This window comes from Agrobacterium sp. 10T429 (assembly GCF_056393925.1).
On the sequence record NZ_JBFTGV010000003.1, the window covers coordinates 424,003 to 442,550 of the forward strand.

General features: G+C 57.3%; 19 protein-coding genes and 2 pseudogenes. 20 read left to right on the forward strand and 1 reads right to left on the reverse strand.

Annotation, left to right across the window (positions count from 1 at the left end; genetic code table 11):
* Positions 1-61: 61 nt before the first annotated feature.
* From AC1DCP_RS11290 to AC1DCP_RS11355, 14 genes and pseudogenes are all read left to right on the forward strand, one after another.
* Positions 62-538, forward strand: a complete 477-nt coding sequence (locus AC1DCP_RS11290) for an AraC family transcriptional regulator (protein WP_476774276.1) — start codon at positions 62-64, stop codon at positions 536-538.
* Entirely contained in the window at positions 538-2,256 is a 1,719-nt protein-coding gene (locus tag AC1DCP_RS11295; RefSeq protein WP_112515155.1) for a terminase large subunit, read from the forward strand. The genes AC1DCP_RS11290 and AC1DCP_RS11295 overlap by 1 nt, the downstream gene beginning before the upstream one ends.
* Positions 2,256-3,530 (forward strand): phage portal protein, encoded by a 1,275-nt coding sequence (locus tag AC1DCP_RS11300; protein ID WP_111795419.1) that lies wholly within the window; start codon positions 2,256-2,258, stop codon positions 3,528-3,530. Before AC1DCP_RS11295 ends, AC1DCP_RS11300 begins: the two co-directional genes overlap by 1 nt.
* The gene (locus AC1DCP_RS11305) at positions 3,514-4,113 is read left to right on the forward strand and encodes an HK97 family phage prohead protease (protein ID WP_476774277.1); all 600 of its coding nucleotides are present in this window, start codon (positions 3,514-3,516) and stop codon (positions 4,111-4,113) included. Before AC1DCP_RS11300 ends, AC1DCP_RS11305 begins: the two co-directional genes overlap by 17 nt.
* A 40-nt stretch (positions 4,114-4,153) precedes the next feature.
* Positions 4,154-5,425, forward strand: a complete 1,272-nt coding sequence (locus tag AC1DCP_RS11310) for a phage major capsid protein (RefSeq protein ID WP_476774278.1) — start codon at positions 4,154-4,156, stop codon at positions 5,423-5,425.
* Positions 5,426-5,486: 61 nt separating this feature from the next.
* Complete coding sequence (locus tag AC1DCP_RS11315) at positions 5,487-5,942, forward strand: hypothetical protein (RefSeq protein WP_476774279.1); 456 nt, start codon at positions 5,487-5,489, stop codon at positions 5,940-5,942.
* Positions 5,842-6,471 carry a head-tail connector protein gene (locus AC1DCP_RS11320; protein ID WP_476774280.1) on the forward strand — a complete coding sequence of 210 codons (630 nt, stop codon included), beginning with the start codon at positions 5,842-5,844 and terminating at the stop codon, positions 6,469-6,471. Before AC1DCP_RS11315 ends, AC1DCP_RS11320 begins: the two co-directional genes overlap by 101 nt.
* The gene (locus AC1DCP_RS11325) at positions 6,471-6,662 is read left to right on the forward strand and encodes a hypothetical protein (protein ID WP_476774281.1); all 192 of its coding nucleotides are present in this window, start codon (positions 6,471-6,473) and stop codon (positions 6,660-6,662) included. Before AC1DCP_RS11320 ends, AC1DCP_RS11325 begins: the two co-directional genes overlap by 1 nt.
* On the forward strand, positions 6,637-7,011 hold the full coding sequence (locus AC1DCP_RS11330) for a head-tail adaptor protein (protein ID WP_476774282.1): 375 nt from the start codon (positions 6,637-6,639) through the stop codon (positions 7,009-7,011). Before AC1DCP_RS11325 ends, AC1DCP_RS11330 begins: the two co-directional genes overlap by 26 nt.
* Complete coding sequence (locus AC1DCP_RS11335; protein ID WP_476774283.1) at positions 6,986-7,501, forward strand: HK97-gp10 family putative phage morphogenesis protein; 516 nt, start codon at positions 6,986-6,988, stop codon at positions 7,499-7,501. The genes AC1DCP_RS11330 and AC1DCP_RS11335 overlap by 26 nt, the downstream gene beginning before the upstream one ends.
* A gap of 5 nt (positions 7,502-7,506) precedes the next feature.
* The gene (locus AC1DCP_RS11340; protein ID WP_476774292.1) at positions 7,507-7,911 is read left to right on the forward strand and encodes a DUF3168 domain-containing protein; all 405 of its coding nucleotides are present in this window, start codon (positions 7,507-7,509) and stop codon (positions 7,909-7,911) included.
* 56 nt (positions 7,912-7,967) lie between these two features.
* On the forward strand, positions 7,968-8,399 hold the full coding sequence (locus tag AC1DCP_RS11345; protein ID WP_065687863.1) for a phage tail tube protein: 432 nt from the start codon (positions 7,968-7,970) through the stop codon (positions 8,397-8,399).
* Positions 8,400-8,401: 2 nt separating this feature from the next.
* On the forward strand, positions 8,402-8,773 hold the full coding sequence (locus AC1DCP_RS11350; RefSeq protein ID WP_476774284.1) for a hypothetical protein: 372 nt from the start codon (positions 8,402-8,404) through the stop codon (positions 8,771-8,773).
* A gap of 26 nt (positions 8,774-8,799) precedes the next feature.
* Positions 8,800-8,976 (forward strand): annotated as a pseudogene (locus AC1DCP_RS11355) (phage tail assembly chaperone); the annotation flags it as partial.
* On the opposite strand, the gene AC1DCP_RS11360 reads toward AC1DCP_RS11355, so the two are convergent.
* Positions 8,973-9,425 (reverse strand): YbjQ family protein, encoded by a 453-nt coding sequence (locus AC1DCP_RS11360; RefSeq protein ID WP_476774285.1) that lies wholly within the window; start codon positions 9,423-9,425, stop codon positions 8,973-8,975. The pseudogene AC1DCP_RS11355 and the gene AC1DCP_RS11360 sit on opposite strands and share 4 nt — an antisense overlap.
* Positions 9,426-9,485: 60 nt before the next feature.
* Here AC1DCP_RS11360 and AC1DCP_RS11365 point away from each other — a divergent pair, with 60 nt between their 5' ends.
* The 6 genes and pseudogenes from AC1DCP_RS11365 to AC1DCP_RS11390 all read left to right on the forward strand — a co-directional run.
* Complete coding sequence (locus AC1DCP_RS11365; RefSeq protein WP_476774286.1) at positions 9,486-12,551, forward strand: C40 family peptidase; 3,066 nt, start codon at positions 9,486-9,488, stop codon at positions 12,549-12,551.
* A gap of 1 nt (position 12,552) precedes the next feature.
* The gene (locus AC1DCP_RS11370; protein WP_476774287.1) at positions 12,553-13,281 is read left to right on the forward strand and encodes a hypothetical protein; all 729 of its coding nucleotides are present in this window, start codon (positions 12,553-12,555) and stop codon (positions 13,279-13,281) included.
* Entirely contained in the window at positions 13,281-13,892 is a 612-nt protein-coding gene (locus tag AC1DCP_RS11375) for a hypothetical protein (protein ID WP_476774288.1), read from the forward strand. The genes AC1DCP_RS11370 and AC1DCP_RS11375 overlap by 1 nt, the downstream gene beginning before the upstream one ends.
* Before the next feature lie 6 nt (positions 13,893-13,898).
* The gene (locus AC1DCP_RS11380) at positions 13,899-14,315 is read left to right on the forward strand and encodes a DUF6950 family protein (protein ID WP_476774289.1); all 417 of its coding nucleotides are present in this window, start codon (positions 13,899-13,901) and stop codon (positions 14,313-14,315) included.
* Positions 14,312-16,486, forward strand: a complete 2,175-nt coding sequence (locus tag AC1DCP_RS11385; protein WP_476774290.1) for a phage tail protein — start codon at positions 14,312-14,314, stop codon at positions 16,484-16,486. Before AC1DCP_RS11380 ends, AC1DCP_RS11385 begins: the two co-directional genes overlap by 4 nt.
* A 66-nt stretch (positions 16,487-16,552) precedes the next feature.
* Positions 16,553-18,548: pseudogene (locus AC1DCP_RS11390) on the forward strand (hypothetical protein); the annotation flags it as partial.

Below are 18,548 nucleotides of genomic sequence, written 5' to 3' on the forward strand. Positions count from 1 at the left end.
ATCTCTCGGAAGGCGAGCGCCTCCGCACCGCCGTCCCTCTCATGCGGAGATTTTTTTTCGGATGGACGATAAATTTGACCTCTTCGGGGTGCCAATTCCCGATGGGCACGGCAAGCGTGGCCGACCAGCCCACATAGCAACTTCCGAAAACATCAACCGCGTCAAGATGTTACTGGCCTTCGGCTGGAGCAACGAACGCATTGCCACCGCCATGAAGATTTCGCAGCCGACTTTGCGGAAGAATTATTTTCAGGTGCTCGAACAGCGGTCTGCCGCGCGCGACCAGATGGAAGCGGCCAGAGCCTTGAAGCTTTGGGACTTGGCGATGGCCGGCAACGTCGGTGCCTTCAAGGAACTCTCCCGCGTCATCGAGAAGAACGACGCCATGGTGGCGGCCCGCGCCTATCGCGGTGACGACGACGAAGAACCGAAACCCGAAAAGATCGGCAAAAAGGAACAGGCGCAACGCGATGCTGAACAGGCGGAGCAAAGCGATACCTGGGGCGACGATCTGAAATTCAGAGGAAGGGTATATTGATGGCTCTTTCCAGTCCCAAGGCAAAGGTAGACCGCGATTGGTCAACGGCATGCCCGGACTGGAAAGAGCGGATCATGCAGCGCAAGTCGCTCATACCGAAACTGCCGCTGTTTGATTTTGAGGCCGAAAAGGCGCTCCGCATTTTCAAGCGCCTCCGGGTGCCGGATATTATCGGCCAGCCGACATATGGCGAGGCTTGCGATGCATGGGTGTTTGACCTTGTGCGTGTCATCTTTGGCTCTTTCGACGTAGAAGCCAAGCGGCGCATGATCCGTGAGTTCTTCCTGCTGGTTCCGAAGAAGAACGGGAAAAGCTCTATCGCCGCCGGCATCATCGTTACTGCCGCAATCCTGAATATGCGACCGGAAGCGGAATTGCTGCTGATCGCGCCGACAAAGAAGATCGCGGAAATCGCCTTTCGGCAGGCAATCGGCATCATCAAGCTTGATGAACAGTTGACTGCGCTGTTCCATCCGCAGACGCACCAGAAGACGATTACGCACCGCACCTCTGGCGCGATCATCGTTATCAAGGCTGCGGAGGCAGATGTTATCACCGGCAGCAAGGCGACGTTCATCCTCATAGATGAGCTGCATGTGTTTGCACAGAAGCCGCGTGCCGCCGACCTGATGACCGAAATTCGCGGCTCGCTTGCTGCACGGCCGGATGGCTTCCTGCTTATCATCACGACGCAATCAAAAGCGCCGCCCGCCGGAGTTTTCAAGGACGAACTGAATATTGCCCGGCAGGTCCGGGACGGCGAATTGAAGCGCTCATTGCTGCCGATCCTGTACGAACTTCCGTTCGAGGTGGCGAACGACAATGGTTGGCGCAATCCCAAAAATTGGGGAATCGTCAATCCGAACCTCAATAGATCCGTTGACGAAGCGTTCCTTGTGGACGAGCTGGCGGCGGCGGAAGAGAAAGGGCTTGCCGCCCTTCTGTTGTTTGCCTCGCAACATTTCAACGTTGAGGTAGGGCAATCTCTCGGCGGCTGGCGCGGTTCTCATTTCTGGAAAGAGCGGGCGTTGCCGAAACTCGTCAGCCTCGAATATCTTCTGGAGCAATCGGAGGTCGCTACGGTCGGAATCGATGGTGGCGGACTTGATGACCTTTTGGGTCTGGCTGTCCTCGGACGTCATCGCCTCACGCAAGATTGGCTCTGCTGGGTCCACGCTTGGTGTCAGCGCGATGTCCTGAATCTCCGTAAAGACATCGCGACCAATCTTCTGGACGCCGAAAAAGAAGGGTCGTTGACGTTCTGCGATGATGCCACGGCTGACATCGTCGGCGTGGTGGAAATCTGCAAGAAGGTCCGCGACGCCGGTTTGCTGCCGGACGAATACGGAATTGGTCTCGACCCGCAAGGTGTCGGCGCAATGGTTGATGAGCTGGCGCGCTACGGTATTGGCCGGCCGCTCGTCACGTCCGTTCCTCAAGGTTTTCGGTTGTCCTCGGCAGTCTGGAGCCTTGAGCGAAAGCTGAAAGACAAAACCTTCTGGCATGCCGGGCAGGGTCTCATGACGTTCTGCGTGGGCAACGCAAAGGCGGAACAGCGCGGCAACGCCGTTCTCATCACCAAGGAAACCGCAGGCAAAGCGAAAATCGATCCGCTCTGCGCTCTCTTCAACGCAATCAAACTGATGGAAGTTGGCCCGGTCGCTGCGGCTACAGTCGCGTCACCTTGGGACGATCCTGATTACACGATGGTGGCCTGATGGGTTCGAAGAAAAAGAAACTGGAGAAGCGGTCCGCTTCTCTGGAGTCGCAATCCATTCCCGTCAGTGCTGAAAACTTCATGGAGTTTTTCGGCGTCGGCGGAATGGGCGGCTCGCTCCCTTCGGTGACGATTGAAAGCGCGCTCAAAGTGCCAGCGGTGCAGGCGGCGGTTCTCTTCCTTAGCCGGACACTGGCATCGCTGCCGCTCCATGTTTACCGTAAGGTCGAAAGCGGGCCGGTTCGGCACGGCGGCAAACTCGCCGCCGTGATCGAGGAAAACCCCAACGACGAAATGGATACCTCCAAGTTTCGTCGTTACTTTTGGGAACAGGTGTTCACAGGTGGACGCGGTCTTGCATGGATCGAGCGAAAGGGCGCTAGCGTAGAAGCCATATGGCCTATCGATCCCGGCTCCTGTTCGGTTGTTCGACGTGGCGGAAAGCTTTTCTACAAGTTCGACGGGAAAGAGTACCCGGCCGCTGATGTGATCGATATTCCGTTCATGCTCAAGCGCAACATGGTCAACCATCGTGGCCCTGTTGCGATGGCCGAAAAGGCCATCCAGCTCGCTTTGGCAATGAACGATTACGCATCAAACTTCTTCGCTGGCGGCGGTGTCCCGCCTCTCGCGCTGGAAGGTCCGCTGCCAGCCAACGCAGAGGCGATGAAACGGGCGCGGTCAGATGTGAAGCGTGCCGTTGAAGCGGCTCGCGAAGACCATCTGCCACTTGTGCAATTGCCTTCGGGATACAAGCTCACGCAGGTGGGTTACGACCCTGCGAAGGGGCAGATGACCGAAGCCCGGCTCTATCAGGTGCAGGAAATCGCGCGCGCGTGGCAGATACCGCCGAACTTCCTCCAAGACCTGTCCCGTGCCACCTTTTCGAACGTGGAGCAAAACGACCTTCATCTGGTGAAGCACATTGTCAGCCAGTGGGCCATCGCCTTCGAAGGTGAGTTGAACCTCAAGCTATTCGGAAGGTTCTCGACCCGTCGCTATGTCCGTCACAATCTCGACGGCCTGATGCGTGGCGACTACCTAAGCCGGCTTCGCGCTCTTGCTGCGGGCGTGAACGCGGCGTTGCTGACACCGAACGAAGCGCGGGAAATCGAGGGGCGACCCAAAAACCCCGATCCCGCCGCCGACCGTCTGCATATCCAGAGCGGCACGGTTCCAATCGGAACGAACACTGCGGGCGTGGGCCATAACGGCGGTCCGCCTCTTGGTGACGATACCAACGAAAATCAGGTGGATGATGACCGGCAAGATTGAACGGGAAATACGCGCTCTTGTCCGCCCGGTGGAAACAAGGGCGGACGGTGAAAAAATGACAGTCGCAGGCTATGCGGCAGTCTTCGGGCAGGAAACGGATATTGCCGAAGAGTTCATTGAGGTTATCGAGTCGGGGGCGTTCAAGCGCTCGATCAACGGCGAAGATGTCCTTGCGCTCTACCAGCATAACCCCTGCTGCATCTTGGGCCGGAAGTCAGCCGGAACACTTCGGCTGAAAGAGGACACCAAGGGTTTGGCGGTTGAAATCGACCTGCCGAACACCACCAATGGCCGCGATGTCCGTGAACTCATTCAGCGCGGCGATATCTCGGGAATGTCTTTCGGCTTCTACGTGCCGGACACTATTTCCGAGAAATGGGATTTCTCGGTCGATCCCCCGCGTCGGCGCATCCTGAATGTTGAGCTTTATGAGGTCTCGATCGTGGCGAACCCCGCCTACTCGGGAACCTCCGTTGCCTTGCGGTCGCGGGATAATGCCCGCGCCGCCTCTGAAATCCGATCGATCCTGCCGGCAAGCCGCTTGCGCATGAAAGTCGGTATCGACCTCGCGCTGCGGAAATAGCCGCGCTTCTTTTTTGCCTCACCACAACATGGAGATTTTTATGTCGCAGAAACTCAAAGAACTGCGTGAAAAGCAGGCGCGCATTGTTACCGAAGCGCGTGAACGCCTCGATAGCATCGGGGAAAACACCGATGCTGCCCGCGCTACCGAACTCGAAGGCCAGCACGATGCGGCGATGGCCGAATATGACCGGCTGGAAGCTCTCATCAAACGCGAGGATGATCTCGCAAAGCTGGAGCGCCGCGAAGATGAGCGCCGCGCGCAGCAGCGCCCCTTGCGTGACACGCCAGAATATCGCGCCTCCGACGATCCGCAGGGTGGCAAGGTTGAATATCGCAGCGTCTTCGCGAAGGTCGTTTGCGGTGTCGATCCGTCCGAGCTGACGGCGGAAGAGCGTTCCGTCCTGCGCAGCGGCGCAACCAAATTCGAAACCAGAACGCAGGTTGCCAGCGTTGCGGCCGCTGGCGGCTACACCGTGCCGACCGAGCTTGCCAACGAAATCATCAAGTCGATGAAAGCGTGGGGTCCGCTGTTCGATGAAAACATCTGCACGGTCATTACGACCGCAAGCGGCAACCCCATGACAGTCCCGACCGTTGACGACACCAACGAAGAGGCCGCCGCAAAGGCCGAAGGCGCTGACGTGCTGGACGACAACAGCGGTGACGTCGAGTTCGGACAAAAGCTTCTGGAAGCTTTTGTCTACGCTACGCCATTCGTAAAATGGTCGTTCGAACTCGATGCGGATTCCATCTTCAATATGGAACAGCTGCTCGGTTCGTTGGTCGGTGAGCGCCTCGGCCGGATCGGCAACCGCCGCCTGACGTCTGGCACAAACGTCGGACAGCCGAACGGCTTGGTAACTGCATCCAGTCAGGGCAAAGTGACGGCCGCTGCCACCGGCTTCACTTGGGATGACGTTATGGACCTGGAGCATTCCGTCGATCCTGCATATCGAGGCTCTCCGAAGTGCCGCTACATGTTCCATGACAAGGTGCTTGCCGCCGCTCGCAAGCTGAAAGATGGACAGGGTAACTACCTTTGGCAGAAAGGCGATGTCCAGAAAGGCACGCCGGACAGCTTCAACGGTAAGCCTTACTCCATCAATCAGCACATGGAAGAAATCGCGGCGGACAAGCGCATCATGGTGTTCGGTGACTTCTCCAAGTACTTCGTCCGCAAGGTCGGCTCTCCCGTCATCGGCGTGTTGCGCGAACGCTTCTGGCCGCAGGTTGGTATTGCCGGCCTGATCCGCTTCGATGGCGAGCTGGGCGATACTGCTGCCATCAAGCACCTCAAAACCGCTGCCTAAGGCTCGGCTTTGCAAGGCGGGCGCGACATCGCGCCCGCTGACAAAACCGATGGAGGCTCACATGAAAATCAAAATGCTTTTAGGTCTGGCCGGTGCGAATTTCTCGCTGGCGCCGGGGGATACCCCGCTTGACGACCAGTTTTCCGACAAGGAGGCGCAACGACTTGTTGATGCGGGTTTGGCGGAATGGGTGAAGGATGATGAATCCTCCGAAGTCACTCTTGCGCTGACGCTCGACAACGAAAATCTGCTCAAGGAACTGGAAGAGTTGCGGCCGCTCGCTACGCGACTGGAAGAAAGCGAAGCGCGGATTGTCGTTCTCGTCGGCGAAAAGGATGCGCTCCAGCAGCGTGCAGAAGTTGCTGAAAGATCGCTTGCCGAGGCTACAGAACGTGGCGGCGTGCTGGAGGGCCGTGTTGCCGAACTGGAAAAGGCGCTGGGCGACGGCGCTGCCGATCGGGCAAGAAAAGCAAATCGGGGGCAGGCTGATGTGGTATGCGGCGAACGCGGTAGCTAAAGACCCGGATGCACTGGCGGTTCCTCTTGCTGACGTTAAGGTGCGCCTTAGCGTCGATCATTCGGACGATGACGGTTTGCTTTCCGATATCGTCCGTGAGGCAACCGCTTACGTCGAAAGCTATTGCAATATCCGGCTCATGCCGCAAACACTGCTCAGTCAGTGTGATGGCTTTCGGGATTTCCGGCGACTACCTGATGGGCCTGTATTTACGGGTGCCATCAAAGAAATCGGCTACGTCGATCAATCGGGCAACATCCAGACTGTCACTGCGGACAGCTACAGCCTTCAGCTCGATGGGCTGGAAGCCTCGATTGTCCTCAAGGCCGGCTACGTCTGGCCTCTTCCTCGTTTTGGCGAACGGATCACAGTGACGCTCGATGCGGGTTACGCGGACGGCATTCCATACGAAATCCGTGCTGCAATCCTGTCGCGTGTCGGATCTGTTTACCGTGGCCGTGAGAACGCGCCCATGGGCGAATGGTCGGACTTCGACTCCCTCTTGATCAATTTCAGGAGGGGAGCGTGATGGCCCGCGTCAAATTCACCGAGAAGTTCAAATACGATGTGCCGCTCACCGCGACCACTATCGTTTACCGTGCCGGATGGGAGGGCACGGTAAAGCGCGATTGCGCGAACAAAGCCAAGGCGGCCGGAAAGGCCGTGGAACTTCCGTTAAGGGGGAAATTATCAGATGGCGACAAGGCGCGGCGCGGGTGATCTGCGCCATCGGTATGCATTCGACAAGCGTGTCAACGTCAATGATGGCTATGGCAATACCAAGGGCGGATGGGAACAGCAGTTCGATGTTCGCGCAGGTGTAATCCATTTGCGTGGTGGTGAAGACGTCATGGCTGGACGTCTTTCGGGGCGGCATACACAGGTGGTTTTCGTCCGCGCCTCGTCGCTCACGAAACAGGTATCGACAGACTGGCGGGTGCGCGATGTGCGCTCGGGCGAATTTATTGACGGCATCTGGCGCGGCCCGACCTTCAATATCAGAGACATTACCCTGACGAATGACGTGGCCTGGCTAGATTTCCTTGTGCAGTCTGGTGGGGCGGATTGAGATGTTTAAAGGAGAGTTACGTGGCCGCGAAAAGCTCATGGCTCGCTTGAACCAGCTTGCGCCGAATGTCGAGAAATACACGGCTGACGCCAAGAAGGTTGCGGGCGATGAACTGGCCGAGGGTGTTCGCAACTCTGCCCCGACGGGCGAGACGCTGGACTACATGGAGAGTATTCAGGCAGATTTTCTCAAAGATCGGCCCGCGCAAGAGCAGATCGGTATCGGCGCAACGAAAGACCCGTACGCTGTGGGTCTGTTCGCCAAATTCATCTGGCGCTTTCTGGAATTTGGAACGCGTCCGCACAATGTTGCCAAGGGTGGCGGTACAGTTGTCGGGCAAAAGCTAAACGATGGCAATGCTGTCCATATGCATCCCGGCTCCCGGCCGCATCCTCACGTTTTTACGACATATCGCGCCATGAAGCCGAAAATCCGGAAGCGCATCCGCGCCGCAGTGAATAAGGCGATCCGCGAGGCAAAGAGAAAGTGAGCCTGATGGCTAATCCCGAGTTGGAATTGCAGGGGGGTATTTTCACCCTTCTGTCAGCCAACGCCGCCTTGGTAGGCGAGGTTGGTGACGGGATATATGACGCGGTACCCGAGAATGCCGTTGTGCCGTATGTGACCATTGGCGAAGCCCAGTTCATTCGGTCCGACGCATCGGGGCTGACGGCAGGTGATGTTTACCTGACCTTGCATGCATGGTCCCATGAACCGGGATTTCGCGAAGTTAAACAGGTCGCCGGTATTGTGGTCGATGCACTGCATCATGCGGCTATTCCTATGCCGTCATACAGGCTTGTTTCAATTAATCATCGTCAGACGCGGACGATTCGCGATCGTGACGGGCAAACCTCTCACGCCGTCATCGAAATGGTGGCGTATGTCGAGAAGCTGTAGCGCGATCTGCAACGGCTAGTTTCACCCTAAATCCAAAATCATGGAAGGAAAGCAAGATGGCTGATGGCCAGCAGCTTGGCCGCCTTTTGCTGATCAAAATCAGCGATGGCGCAGACCCGGCTCAATTCGACCCATTGTGCGGCGTCAAGACGCGCAGTTTCAATCTCTCTGCCAATTCGGTGGACACCACAATTCCCAGCTGCACCAATCCCGGTGGTCCGGTTCAGAAAACCAGTCGTCCTGGCATTTCCAACCGGACCTTTTCCGGCTCCGGGAACTTCGTAAAGAACGCCTCGTCCAAGCGCTTTCTCGATAAAGTTCGCGCCTCCGAACCCTTTGACGCACAGGTGATCGTTCCGGGCGATGGCACTTATGAAGGCTCTTGGATGGTAACGGATTTCCAGTTCAGCGGCGACGTGGAGCCGAACATGGAATTCAGCGCGACATTCGAGGCGGCTAACGTCCTCGAATTCACGGCGGAGGCGTAAACATGGAAGACGTGAAACAGGCCGCAAAGCCGGTCTTTAAGTTTCCCGTCAACGAGGCGCGCGGCGAAGCGCGTCTCGTCATTGACGGCGTCGAACTTGTCATTGCCGCTGAAATGGAGCGGCTGTCAGCGCTCTCCAGTCGTTTGCAATGCCGGTCACTCAATGAATTGTTCACCCGCCTTTCCGAAGTCGAGGTCGGCGCCACAGTTGCCGGCATCGAGCTTCTCACGATCAAGGGTGATGCTCTTGCTGCGATCATGAAACTCAAGCTGAAGCATTTTGGCGACTGCAAGTCCGCCTACCTCTCCGTTCTCATGCATCACTTCGACGGTGACGAGGGAAACGCAGTAGCCGCCGAAAAGGCGGCAGAGTAGAGCCGGACGACCCTTTCCCATGGCGGGACTGGATGCGGATTGGCATCGGCGGGCTTGGTTTCAGGCCGGTTGATTTTTGGGCGATGACGCTCACCGAGTTCTTTGAAGCCATACGCGGTCGCAACGCCGCAAACGGTGAAGAGCCGGAAACGAAAGCGCCTTCCGATAAGGAATTGGCGGATCTTCTCCATAAATATGGTTAGTTCTGCCGTAGCGGTTTCAACGTTACGGCGGTCCCTGTTGCAACAACGAATAAGATGCCCCCGGGACCGCTAGTGTTGATCTGGTTATAATCGAAACTAACCCCGATAACGGCATCCGCGCCAACTTTGATAGCCTCTGCCTTCAGCTTTTGCAGGCATTCGTTTCGAACGTCTTTCAGCGCGTTCTGTGAGGTCGCTGATGTTCCACCGAAAAAATCACGCCAGTTGTTCGCGATGTCTTTGAAAAAGTTCATGCCGATGGCTGATTCAGCTGCAACAATGGAAATCGACTTTTCCATTTCGCGACCCGGAACGTCAATTGTTGTCGTTAAAATCATGGACTCGATGGCGTTCCGTGAGAGTTCGCCTTTCGCTTTCTCCTCGCAATCGACGCAATAGTCCGTGCTGCCGATCCAAAATGTGGTTCCGCATTTTTTGCAGCTCGGCATCGTACCTCCACTAATCTTGCCCTTCGATGTTACGGCAATCAGCTTTAGAGTGTGATTTCTATGTCTGACAATACCGACGACCTGATTATCTCGATATCGACTGATCAGGCCACGCTTCGCCGCAGCATCCAGCGTATCGAGCGTGACGTGTCCGGCTTGGCGTCAACTGTGCAAAAGCAGTTCGCCAGCGCTGGAAACGCAATCGACAAGTCTATCACCACGACGATGCAAAATCGCATCAATGCTATGGTTGGTATCGGAGCGAAGGCATCAAAAGAGTGGACTGGCGCGCTTGCCGATCAAGGGAAAGAGCTTGAACGGTTGCGGGCCAAATACAGCCCGTTGTTCAACACGATCAACAACTACAAAAACGCTGTTTCTGAAATCAGGCAGGCTCACGCTGTTGGTGCGATTTCCACCGACGAAATGGCGAAGGCTATTGGACGCGAACGTCAAGCGGCGCTCGCGGCGACCGCTGCCATCAAGGGTCGCAATCAGGCGCTTCAAGCCACTGTCGTAACCTCTGGCGGTCGTGATGGTGCGAACTCGTTCCAGACATCAAACCTTGCCGCGCAGGGCTTTGATATCGCCGCCACTGCGGCCTTTATGCCGTGGTACACCGTTGCGCTCCAGCAAGGCCCGCAGGTTGCTCAGGTCTTTAATGATATCAGGTTGAGCGGTCAGAGGATCGGCCCTGCTGTGGCCGGTGCCTTTCTGCAGCTGGTCAATCCGATATCACTCGTCACAATCGGCGCAATCGGCGCAACCGCCGCCGCTGTTCAGTATTTCTCCGGTGTCGTATCGGGGAGCGGAGAGGTCGAAGAAAAGCTTAAGGAGCAAGCGCAGCTCATCACGGCGGTTGCCGAAAAATGGGGTGATACCATCCCCATGCTGCGCGATTATGCCAATGAGCTGAACCGCGCCAAAGAGGCCGCCGATCTTAAAGAGGGTATCACCCTCATCAACGAAAAGTCGTTGGCCAGTGTCCGTAAGGAGTTGGACGCGGCGCGGATCACCGTTTCTGATGTTGTTTCCCAACTTCGCGCGGCGGGTGAAGAAGAAGAAGTTATCAAGCGGCTACAGGCTGCATTCCAGCAGTTCACCAAATCGGCCAACGAAGGAAAGCTTGAAACTTCCGATGTCGAGAGGGTGCAGACGGCACTCGCTGCGGCAATCAACAGTTCTGGCATTCCCGCGCTCACTGAATTTGCAAAGTTCTTCGACACGCTGTCTACGTCTGCGCTCGGTGCGGCGGGAAGCGTCCAGAAGGCAAATGATGCTGTCGCCAGATCGCAGGATATCTCGACATGGAGAAGCTACGACCCGGATAAGCGCCGCCTCGGCCGCGATGGTCAATCGGCCGATGGCCCGATCCAAAACCCGGGCTTCTTCGATGTTGCAAATCCGCCTACTCCTGAACGGCGTCCGCTTGTCGAGCTGGAAGGTTTGCCCGGCTCGAAAGACGCCGACAAGAAGGCGGAAACTGCCGCGCAGAAAGCTGCCAACGCCTACCGTGACCTGAAAAAGTCCGCGGATGATCGTATTGCGCAGGTCCAGCAGGAAATTGACCTGTTGGGCAGGTTCGGTATTGAAGCGGATACGGCCCGGTTTGCGCTCGATCTGTTTCAGCAGGCGGAAGACAAAGGTCGGTCACTGTCGGCCGAGCAGCGTGCCGAACTGGAAAAAAAGGTTTCGCTTTACCGGCAGTATTCCGAAACCCTGTCGAAAGCGAAGCTTGCGCAAGACCTCCTCATGGATCGGCGGTTTGGTTCACTATCCGCAGAAGATCAGAAGATTGTCACAACGCTGCGCCAGTACGGATTGTCGGAAGATCTCGGTGGCAGCGAGGCGAACCAGATTCGGCAAAACCTCCGCATTGGTGATGCCCGCGATGAACTGAAGACATTCTTCGGAGACTTCAAGGGTGAGTTACTATCCAGTGGCGGTGACCTCGGCAAAGCGCTTGGCGGCGCTATCCAGAATGCACTCATGAACCAAGCCTCCAAGCTTTGGGACAAGGTGTTCGACCAGATCATCAATGGCGTGCTCGGCACAAGCGGCGGTGCGGCCGGAGCGGCTGGCGGTGGCGGCGCCATCGGCGCTGTCTTTGGGGCTGTAAAAGGTGGCGGTGCGGCCTCGGCCGGTTCCTCCGGTGCGGTTGATCTCGCGTCCGGCCTTTTGGGCAAGAATGAAAACACGAGCGCTTCCAGCATCAACGCTTTCCTGAAGCAGGGTGGCGTTGATATCGACGCGGCCCAAACCGCGTGGTGTGCGGCATTCGTCAACTCTTCGCTTGCGCAGGTTGGCCTAAAGGGCACCGGATCGCTCACTGCCAATTCCTTCAAGAACTGGGGGCAATCTGTCGATCCAAGCCAGATCATGCGGGGCGACGTGTTGTTGCAGAGCCGTGGGCTTGGCGCAAATCAGGCGGGCGGACATGTCGGCCTGGCTACCGGTGCTAGCCGGATGGGCAAGAACGGCACGCAGCTGCAAATGCTGTCCGGCAACTCGTCCGACAGTGTTTCGATGACATGGGTTGATGCCGCCCAACTTCAGGCGCGGCGTGCGACCGAAGCTGCGGGGGCTTTGCAAAAGGTCGCATCCAGCTCCGGCGCGGCAACGCAAGGTCTCGGACAGTTGGGGCAGCTTTCAACCTCGTTCTTCCCGTCAGCTCCAGCTGCAAGCGGTGGCGGCGGTGGTGGTGGCCTGTTCTCTTGGTTGGGTGGTCTTTTCAATGGCGGCGGTTCGCAATGGAACCTCGCCAAATCCGGCAAGATCACAGGCATGTTTGCAAACGGCACCAACTATTCTCCGGGCGGTCCTGCGGTCGTTGGCGAGCGTGGCTGGGAAATCGTCAACCTTCCGCAGGGGTCGCAAGTGATCCCGCACGGTAAATCGAAAGAGCTGCTTGCTCCAAAAGCACCGAATCTCGCGCCGCGATCCAACATGCAGACGGTCCGCAATGAGACTGCCTTAACTGTGCAAGTCAGCGGCGCGAATGGTGATGACCATGTGCGAACTCTGGTCAAGCAAGGTGTTGACGAGGCGCTGGCAAGGCAAAACGACGACATGCGCCGGGGCGGTTTCGGCACATTGCAAACGAAATACGCGTCACAAAAGGGGTAGCATGTCTAGGTTTCTCAACCAGCCAACATTGGAGGCGGATTTTCTGGCTCCGGTGCGCACATCCTTTGATGTGCCGGGTTCCGCCGTGGATGGCGGTCGAAACGGGCTTGGCGAAACCCTTGCCATAGAAGTGAGTGGTGGCGGTATCGTGTCCGCCACCTACGAAGACTGCATGATTAAAGACCCCGAGCACTACGAATACGTCAACTGGCTCGGCGCTCGACTGAACGGCGGTTTCAGGTTCATCAATGTGCCGATCATTACCGACTGGTTCGGACCTTTCCCCAAATTGCCGAAACTTCCTACGCCAATCATCCGGGGCATTCCTCATTCGGACGGTGCATTCTTCTCTGATGAGACGGGATACTCGCAAGCAACTGTATGGGGTGAGGTTGTCGAGGGTGCGGCACTGAATGCCGGCATCCTGAAGATGCGGGTTTACGGTCTGGCGCGCCCGCTACGGTGGTCTGACTGGTTCTCGATCTATCATCCGACGCGTGGATGGCGGGCTTATCGGTATTGGGATGTTCTGTCCGTAACCGACGAAGAGGCTCCGGTTTACACGCTTGCGCTATCGCCGCCATTGCGTGAGGCGACGGCGGCCGGAACTCGAGTGGAATTCGCCCGGCCGCGCTTCGTTGCGAAGTTCAAGGGTGATTTCACATTGCCGTCAGTGGTGGAGGCATTCTTCGTAACGCGTCAGACAATCCAGTTCGTCGAGGCATTCTAATGGCATATTCTGTCGATTATGTGCCGCCTGAGATTATCGAGGCTCAACGCGGTTCGCACCAGCTCGGCGTGTTTCTGCGTATTGGCACTGATCCGCCGCTGCATATGTGGTTCGGGGTCAACGATGTGCCTGCGGGCTTTGACGGGGTTGACGAGGATGGCACAGTCTATCTTGGTGGCGGTCGCCTGATCGGCATTCCCTCGCTTGAGGTTCTGGTGAATGGCACGTCCGATGCGGTTGATTTTTTCGTGTCCGGTATCGACCCGGCGACCGGAGCCGCGATGCTCGACAGTATTCCGCCTGTTCGGGGTGCCCTCGTGCAGGTCGGTTTGACGACGCTCGATCAATACTACCAGCCAATGAGCAAGGTTATACCGATCTGGACCGGGAGTGCGTCACACCCCAAAGAAGCCCGGCAACCGACAAAAGCCGGAGAGTCAGCAACCCTCTCCCTCGGCCTCGCTGTCGTAGCCGGCGAAAATACCCGCTCCCGCGCCGCAAGGGTCTTGTGGTCGGATGCCATGCAGAAGGCGATATCGCCTACGGATGAATTTTGCAGCCGAACGGGCGAACTTGCCCGCGCCATCAATCCGGTATGGCCTAACTACTGAGGCACCATGAACATTCACGAGTTTTTGGCCCTGCCGCATCGGTTTCGATGGGGCGGGATGGGCGGCGACGACTGCTTTACGTTCCCTGCGTCGTGGTGTCTGGAACACTCGGGGGTTGATCCCGCTTCGCAGTTTCGCGGGACTTATCGGTCTCGCGATGAAGCGCGAGCGTTGATTGCTGCCCACGGCGGCGAAGTCGCCTTTGCGGAGCGTCACCTGTCGGCGGTAAACGCCCGGCGCGTCCAGTCTCCGCAAGATGGTGATATCGGCATCGTCCGCATGCTGGCAGGTGAAAACTCATCCGATATGCGCCTCACACTGGTTGGCGCTGTGAGGTTTGGCCCCTTGTGGGCTTCCATTTCTCCCGCTGGCGTGCGGGCAACGCAAGCTGACTTTGTGGCGGCTTGGAGATTTTTGCCATGAGCTTTCATCAACGAATGATGCTGCAAAGGTATGGTCTTGGTCACACCACCAGCCTTTACAGCCAAGTGCTTTTCGACCCCATCTTTACGCCGATTTTCACGGCGGTGTTTGGCTCGGCCGGTTTTACCATTGGTGCCGCCACGATTACCTACGCGTCTATCGCGTCGGCAATCGCGGTCACGGCGCTGACGATCGGCATTCAGGCTCTGATGGCACCCAAACCGCCAAAGCCGGAGGATGGCCGCGTCCCGAAAATTCAGTCCATACCTTACCGTCAGTGGGGTGTTGGTCGTTGCCGTCTCGCTGGCGCGCAGATGCTTTGGACCGCAAAAGGCTCCAAGCTTTTTTCCGTTCAGGCAATAGCCGGCCACCGTATCAGGGGTGTCAACCGGTACTGGCTTCATGACGATGAGGTTGAAATCAATGCTGGCGGCACCACGACCGAAGGCGACCGATACGGTTCCAATGTCCAGATCCTTCGCAGGCTTGGTAATAACCCGGAGACTGCCTACGGCGAGATTGTTTCAGAGTTGGGCGCGAGCGGCGTCTGGACGCACAATCACCGTGGCGACGGGCAGGCGTCCATAGCTTACATCGCCACCAACGCCGCAGCCAAGGACCAGAATACGCGATTTCCATATGGTGCTCCGCAGCTCTCGGTAGAGGCTGACCTCGCCTATGTCTTCGATTACCGCGTCAGTTCCGATCCGTCGAACGCAGCGGCGTGGGTGTGGTCGAGGAATTCCGCTCTCATTATGTGCTGGCATCAGTGCTTCAATGAGTTCGGCCACAAACGGGATTTTAACCGGGCTATCCTGCCGCTTCTCGACATGTGGATCGAGGAAGCCAATATCTGCGACGAAGATATCGCCCTGGCAGGCGGTGGAACGGAAAAACGCTACGAGTGCAACGGATTCGACAGCACCGAAAACGACCCGAAGGTCGGGACAAACGCCATCCTGGCAACCTGCGACGGCTGGATTTGCGAACGAGGCGACGGGGCCTTGTTGTTCACGGTCGGCAAATTCCGTGAAAGTCGCGTTGCCACTTTAACGGACGCCGATATTACTGGCTATCAGATCGAGTATGATGTTCTGCCAGAAGATGAAATCAATCGTCTCATTCCGAAGTTCACCTACCCCGCCACGGGCTACGCCACCAGCGATACCGATTTCTTCGAAGATTTCTCGGCACAACTAACAGCCGGTCGCGTCTTGGCGCAGGAAGCCGATTATCAATGGTGTCAGCAATGGCGGCAGGCGAGACGGCTTGGCAAGCGAGACTGGCTCCGGGTCAGGGAGAAAATTAGGGGCAATCTTGTGGTGCGCCTTTCAGGTATCAACGCGGTTTATGCCCGTTGGGTCAGGGTCAACGCACCATTTATGTTGCCGCGCCTGAACAGCCAGCTGATCGAAAACCGCAAATCCACACTCTCTATATTGCAAGGTGGTTTCTCGATGGACTTCATCAAGCACCCGGCGAACATAGAGGAATGGAACCCTGCCACGGATGAGGGTGCAGCGCCTCCGGTTCCAACTCGACTGAACGCGGACGATATCGAAACCGCCGTTATCAACTCGGTGGTTGTCGAGGCTAACGGCGGTTCCGTCTATTTGCGTGTTCGGATCAATCAGCCGGACGATGGGAGTTTGACCCCCATTGTCAGATATAGGGTTTCTGATGCTGGCGGCGGCTCTCCGGGAGATTGGGTGCAGAAGGGTTTTTCTGATGTTCAGCCATCAGGCGGCTTCATCACCGTTTCCACTGACATTGTGCCATCGGACAGGCAACTGGACGTTCAGGCGGGGTTTGCCGCTTCGAATGGCAAGAACGGGGACTTTTCTGCAACGGAGGTTGTGACTTCAACCTCCGATCCAGTGCCGCCCGGCCTGATCGATGTGGACTCTGTGTCAACCGGCGTTGCTACTGCTCTGTTTTCGTGGATCGCTCCCAATAGCCAAAATTATGCCGGTGCAAAAATCTACTGGAGCACCGTGAACGACTTCGCGACCTCTTCCTTTGTCGGGCCTGTCGAGTATGGCAGCCCGAACGCTGCGGACAGCGCCGAAAGATCAATCAGTGCGGGTACGCGCTATGGCTGGATAACGTCAGTCAATCGCTCAGGGGTGGAGAGTGCACCCGTCGCGACGGGTGCCTTCACGGTCGGATAACCGCTTCAACAAAATTGAAATCAATGTCTCTGGTCGCGGCCGGAGCGATGCTCCTTGGAGAAAATCATGGCGAACGAAATTCGCAACGCCTTTAATGCTGTTTACGCTGATGGTCCGCATTCGCGGCCGTCGCAACCTGAAAAGCGGCGTATCAGGGATGATGTTGGGCAAGTGATCCAAGATCAGATCGATTCCGCCCTTTCGGCGGCTCAAGCGTCAGCAGAAGGCTATATCATCGCGTCAACCTGGGCGGCTCTTGCTGCCACCAATGGCACAAGGGCAGGTCAACCGGGACGCGTTGCTGTGTCTGATACCGGAACGCATATCGATCCAGTCGTTGGCGGAACCGTGTCAAACAGTGGGGAGTATCGTTGGAACACGGCTCCGGCCGGTTGGCAGCGGGTCGGCGATATGATCGACGAAAAATTCTCCGATCTCCTGCGCGAAAGCCGGACACGCCTTTTCCCTGCGCCAGTCGACACACCAACACTTTCAGATGACTGGACTAACGTCCTGCTTGGAGACAGCGCCGGAAACGTGGAGGCCGGTTTCGACAAGTTTGGCAGCTTGTGGGCGCAGATCGCGACGGCTCCCGGCGTTCCGGCCGTTGCGGATGACCTGCTTTATGCGTGGGTCACGGAAGACGGATATCTGCTGTTCGGCTTTGACAGCAACGGCGCATTTGTCAGTCAGGGTATCAGTGCGGCCGACCTTCAGGTGTTCGAGCGCGAAGTCGCGGGCATTTCGCGCGTTCTGGCGCTGACCGGTTCCGGCCATCTGGTTAATATCACTTTTGGCGAACACGGTGCATTTGCGCCGAAGGTCTCCGGCGAGTTCGTTTCCTATATCGAGGAAAACGGTGGCAGCTACGTTGCCAGACGTGAAGAGGGTGTCGGAAAAACCTCTCTTCTTGCGACGATCTCCAAGCTCGTGTTCGTACCGACATATGGGCAATCTCTTGAACAGGGCGCGTCCTCGACGCCTGTCGTTTCAGCAAATGCGCCGTGCCCCGGTCGGGCGGTGATGTTTGAGGGCGGTGCACGTCCCCGAAGAGATGTTGCGGGCGATGCGCCTTTGCCATTGGAAAGACTTTACAGTCTTGTCGACATTCGCGAACTGACCAGTCGCGAAAGTCCGGCGACCCAGTTGGGATATGTTCTCACAGATACCGCGAAGGGATTCCCGGTTGCAGCAGGAGGCCTCGTTGCCAGCTTCGGTATGTCGGGTTTCAGCTATGAGAACCTGAAAAAGGGAACGCAACCCTATGCCAACCTGCTTGCGGGCGTCAGACGCGCAAGGATCATTGCCGATCTGAACGGCTTCGATTTTCAAATCCCCTGTATGGTCTACGATCAGGGTCAGGCCAATATCGCCAATACGCAGGCGGCCTATCTCGCAAAGCTGCTTGAATTACAGACAGACGTTTCTGCTGACTTCGCAATTTACAGCGGTGCGGCCCCCGAGACGGTTATCCTGCTTGAGCAGCTTTCGAACTGGACCGCACCAAGCTACGGACTGGCGACCTCCGGCGTGCCGATGGCGCAATTGCAGGCCGCCCTTGAACATCCGGTAAAGTTCAAACTGGTCGGCCCGCAGTATCACCTTCAAACCGTCGAAGACGGCGTCCACCTGACTGGCCCTGCGTCGGCCCGCAAGGGAGCTTACGAGGGACGTGTTGCCAGAATTCTGGCGACAGGCGGGAACTGGCTTCCCCTGCATATCAGCGCCGCCGTTAGAACCGGGGCGAATATCGTTCTGACCTATGCCGGGGGCGATGCGGCAACCGAAATTGCCATTGACACAACACTTGTCACCGACCCCGCAAACTTCGGTTTCGAGTGGATACAGTCGGGCGGCACGGCGCGCACGATTTCCACTGTCACGAAAACCGGTGCACGGCAGATAACGGTCGCTCTGACCGGCGATCCCGGCGCGGTCACGTCATCTTCCATCGGCTACGCCGTCACGGGAACGCCCGGCGCTCTCGCAGGGCCAACAACCGGCGTTCGCGGCAATGTTCGCGATGGCTCAACCGACCTCACCGCATTTGGCGAACCCATGC

What these genes read in the sequence shown, in the direction of transcription:
- AC1DCP_RS11310 (WP_476774278.1), top strand. Translation starts at nt 4,154, where the DNA reads ATGTCGCAGAAACTCAAAGAACTGCGTGAAAAGCAGGCGCGCATTGTT.
- AC1DCP_RS11360 (WP_476774285.1), bottom strand. Translation starts at nt 9,425, where the DNA reads ATGCCGAGCTGCAAAAAATGCGGAACCACATTTTGGATCGGCAGCACG.
- AC1DCP_RS11370 (WP_476774287.1), top strand. Translation starts at nt 12,553, where the DNA reads ATGTCTAGGTTTCTCAACCAGCCAACATTGGAGGCGGATTTTCTGGCT.
- AC1DCP_RS11330 (WP_476774282.1), top strand. Translation starts at nt 6,637, where the DNA reads ATGGCGACAAGGCGCGGCGCGGGTGATCTGCGCCATCGGTATGCATTC.
- AC1DCP_RS11380 (WP_476774289.1), top strand. Translation starts at nt 13,899, where the DNA reads ATGAACATTCACGAGTTTTTGGCCCTGCCGCATCGGTTTCGATGGGGC.
- AC1DCP_RS11290 (WP_476774276.1), top strand. Translation starts at nt 62, where the DNA reads ATGGACGATAAATTTGACCTCTTCGGGGTGCCAATTCCCGATGGGCAC.
- AC1DCP_RS11340 (WP_476774292.1), top strand. Translation starts at nt 7,507, where the DNA reads ATGGCTAATCCCGAGTTGGAATTGCAGGGGGGTATTTTCACCCTTCTG.
- AC1DCP_RS11295 (WP_112515155.1), top strand. Translation starts at nt 538, where the DNA reads ATGGCTCTTTCCAGTCCCAAGGCAAAGGTAGACCGCGATTGGTCAACG.
- AC1DCP_RS11305 (WP_476774277.1), top strand. Translation starts at nt 3,514, where the DNA reads ATGACCGGCAAGATTGAACGGGAAATACGCGCTCTTGTCCGCCCGGTG.
- AC1DCP_RS11385 (WP_476774290.1), top strand. Translation starts at nt 14,312, where the DNA reads ATGAGCTTTCATCAACGAATGATGCTGCAAAGGTATGGTCTTGGTCAC.
- AC1DCP_RS11315 (WP_476774279.1), top strand. Translation starts at nt 5,487, where the DNA reads ATGAAAATCAAAATGCTTTTAGGTCTGGCCGGTGCGAATTTCTCGCTG.
- AC1DCP_RS11300 (WP_111795419.1), top strand. Translation starts at nt 2,256, where the DNA reads ATGGGTTCGAAGAAAAAGAAACTGGAGAAGCGGTCCGCTTCTCTGGAG.
- AC1DCP_RS11375 (WP_476774288.1), top strand. Translation starts at nt 13,281, where the DNA reads ATGGCATATTCTGTCGATTATGTGCCGCCTGAGATTATCGAGGCTCAA.
- AC1DCP_RS11365 (WP_476774286.1), top strand. Translation starts at nt 9,486, where the DNA reads ATGTCTGACAATACCGACGACCTGATTATCTCGATATCGACTGATCAG.
- AC1DCP_RS11350 (WP_476774284.1), top strand. Translation starts at nt 8,402, where the DNA reads ATGGAAGACGTGAAACAGGCCGCAAAGCCGGTCTTTAAGTTTCCCGTC.
- AC1DCP_RS11345 (WP_065687863.1), top strand. Translation starts at nt 7,968, where the DNA reads ATGGCTGATGGCCAGCAGCTTGGCCGCCTTTTGCTGATCAAAATCAGC.
- AC1DCP_RS11325 (WP_476774281.1), top strand. Translation starts at nt 6,471, where the DNA reads ATGGCCCGCGTCAAATTCACCGAGAAGTTCAAATACGATGTGCCGCTC.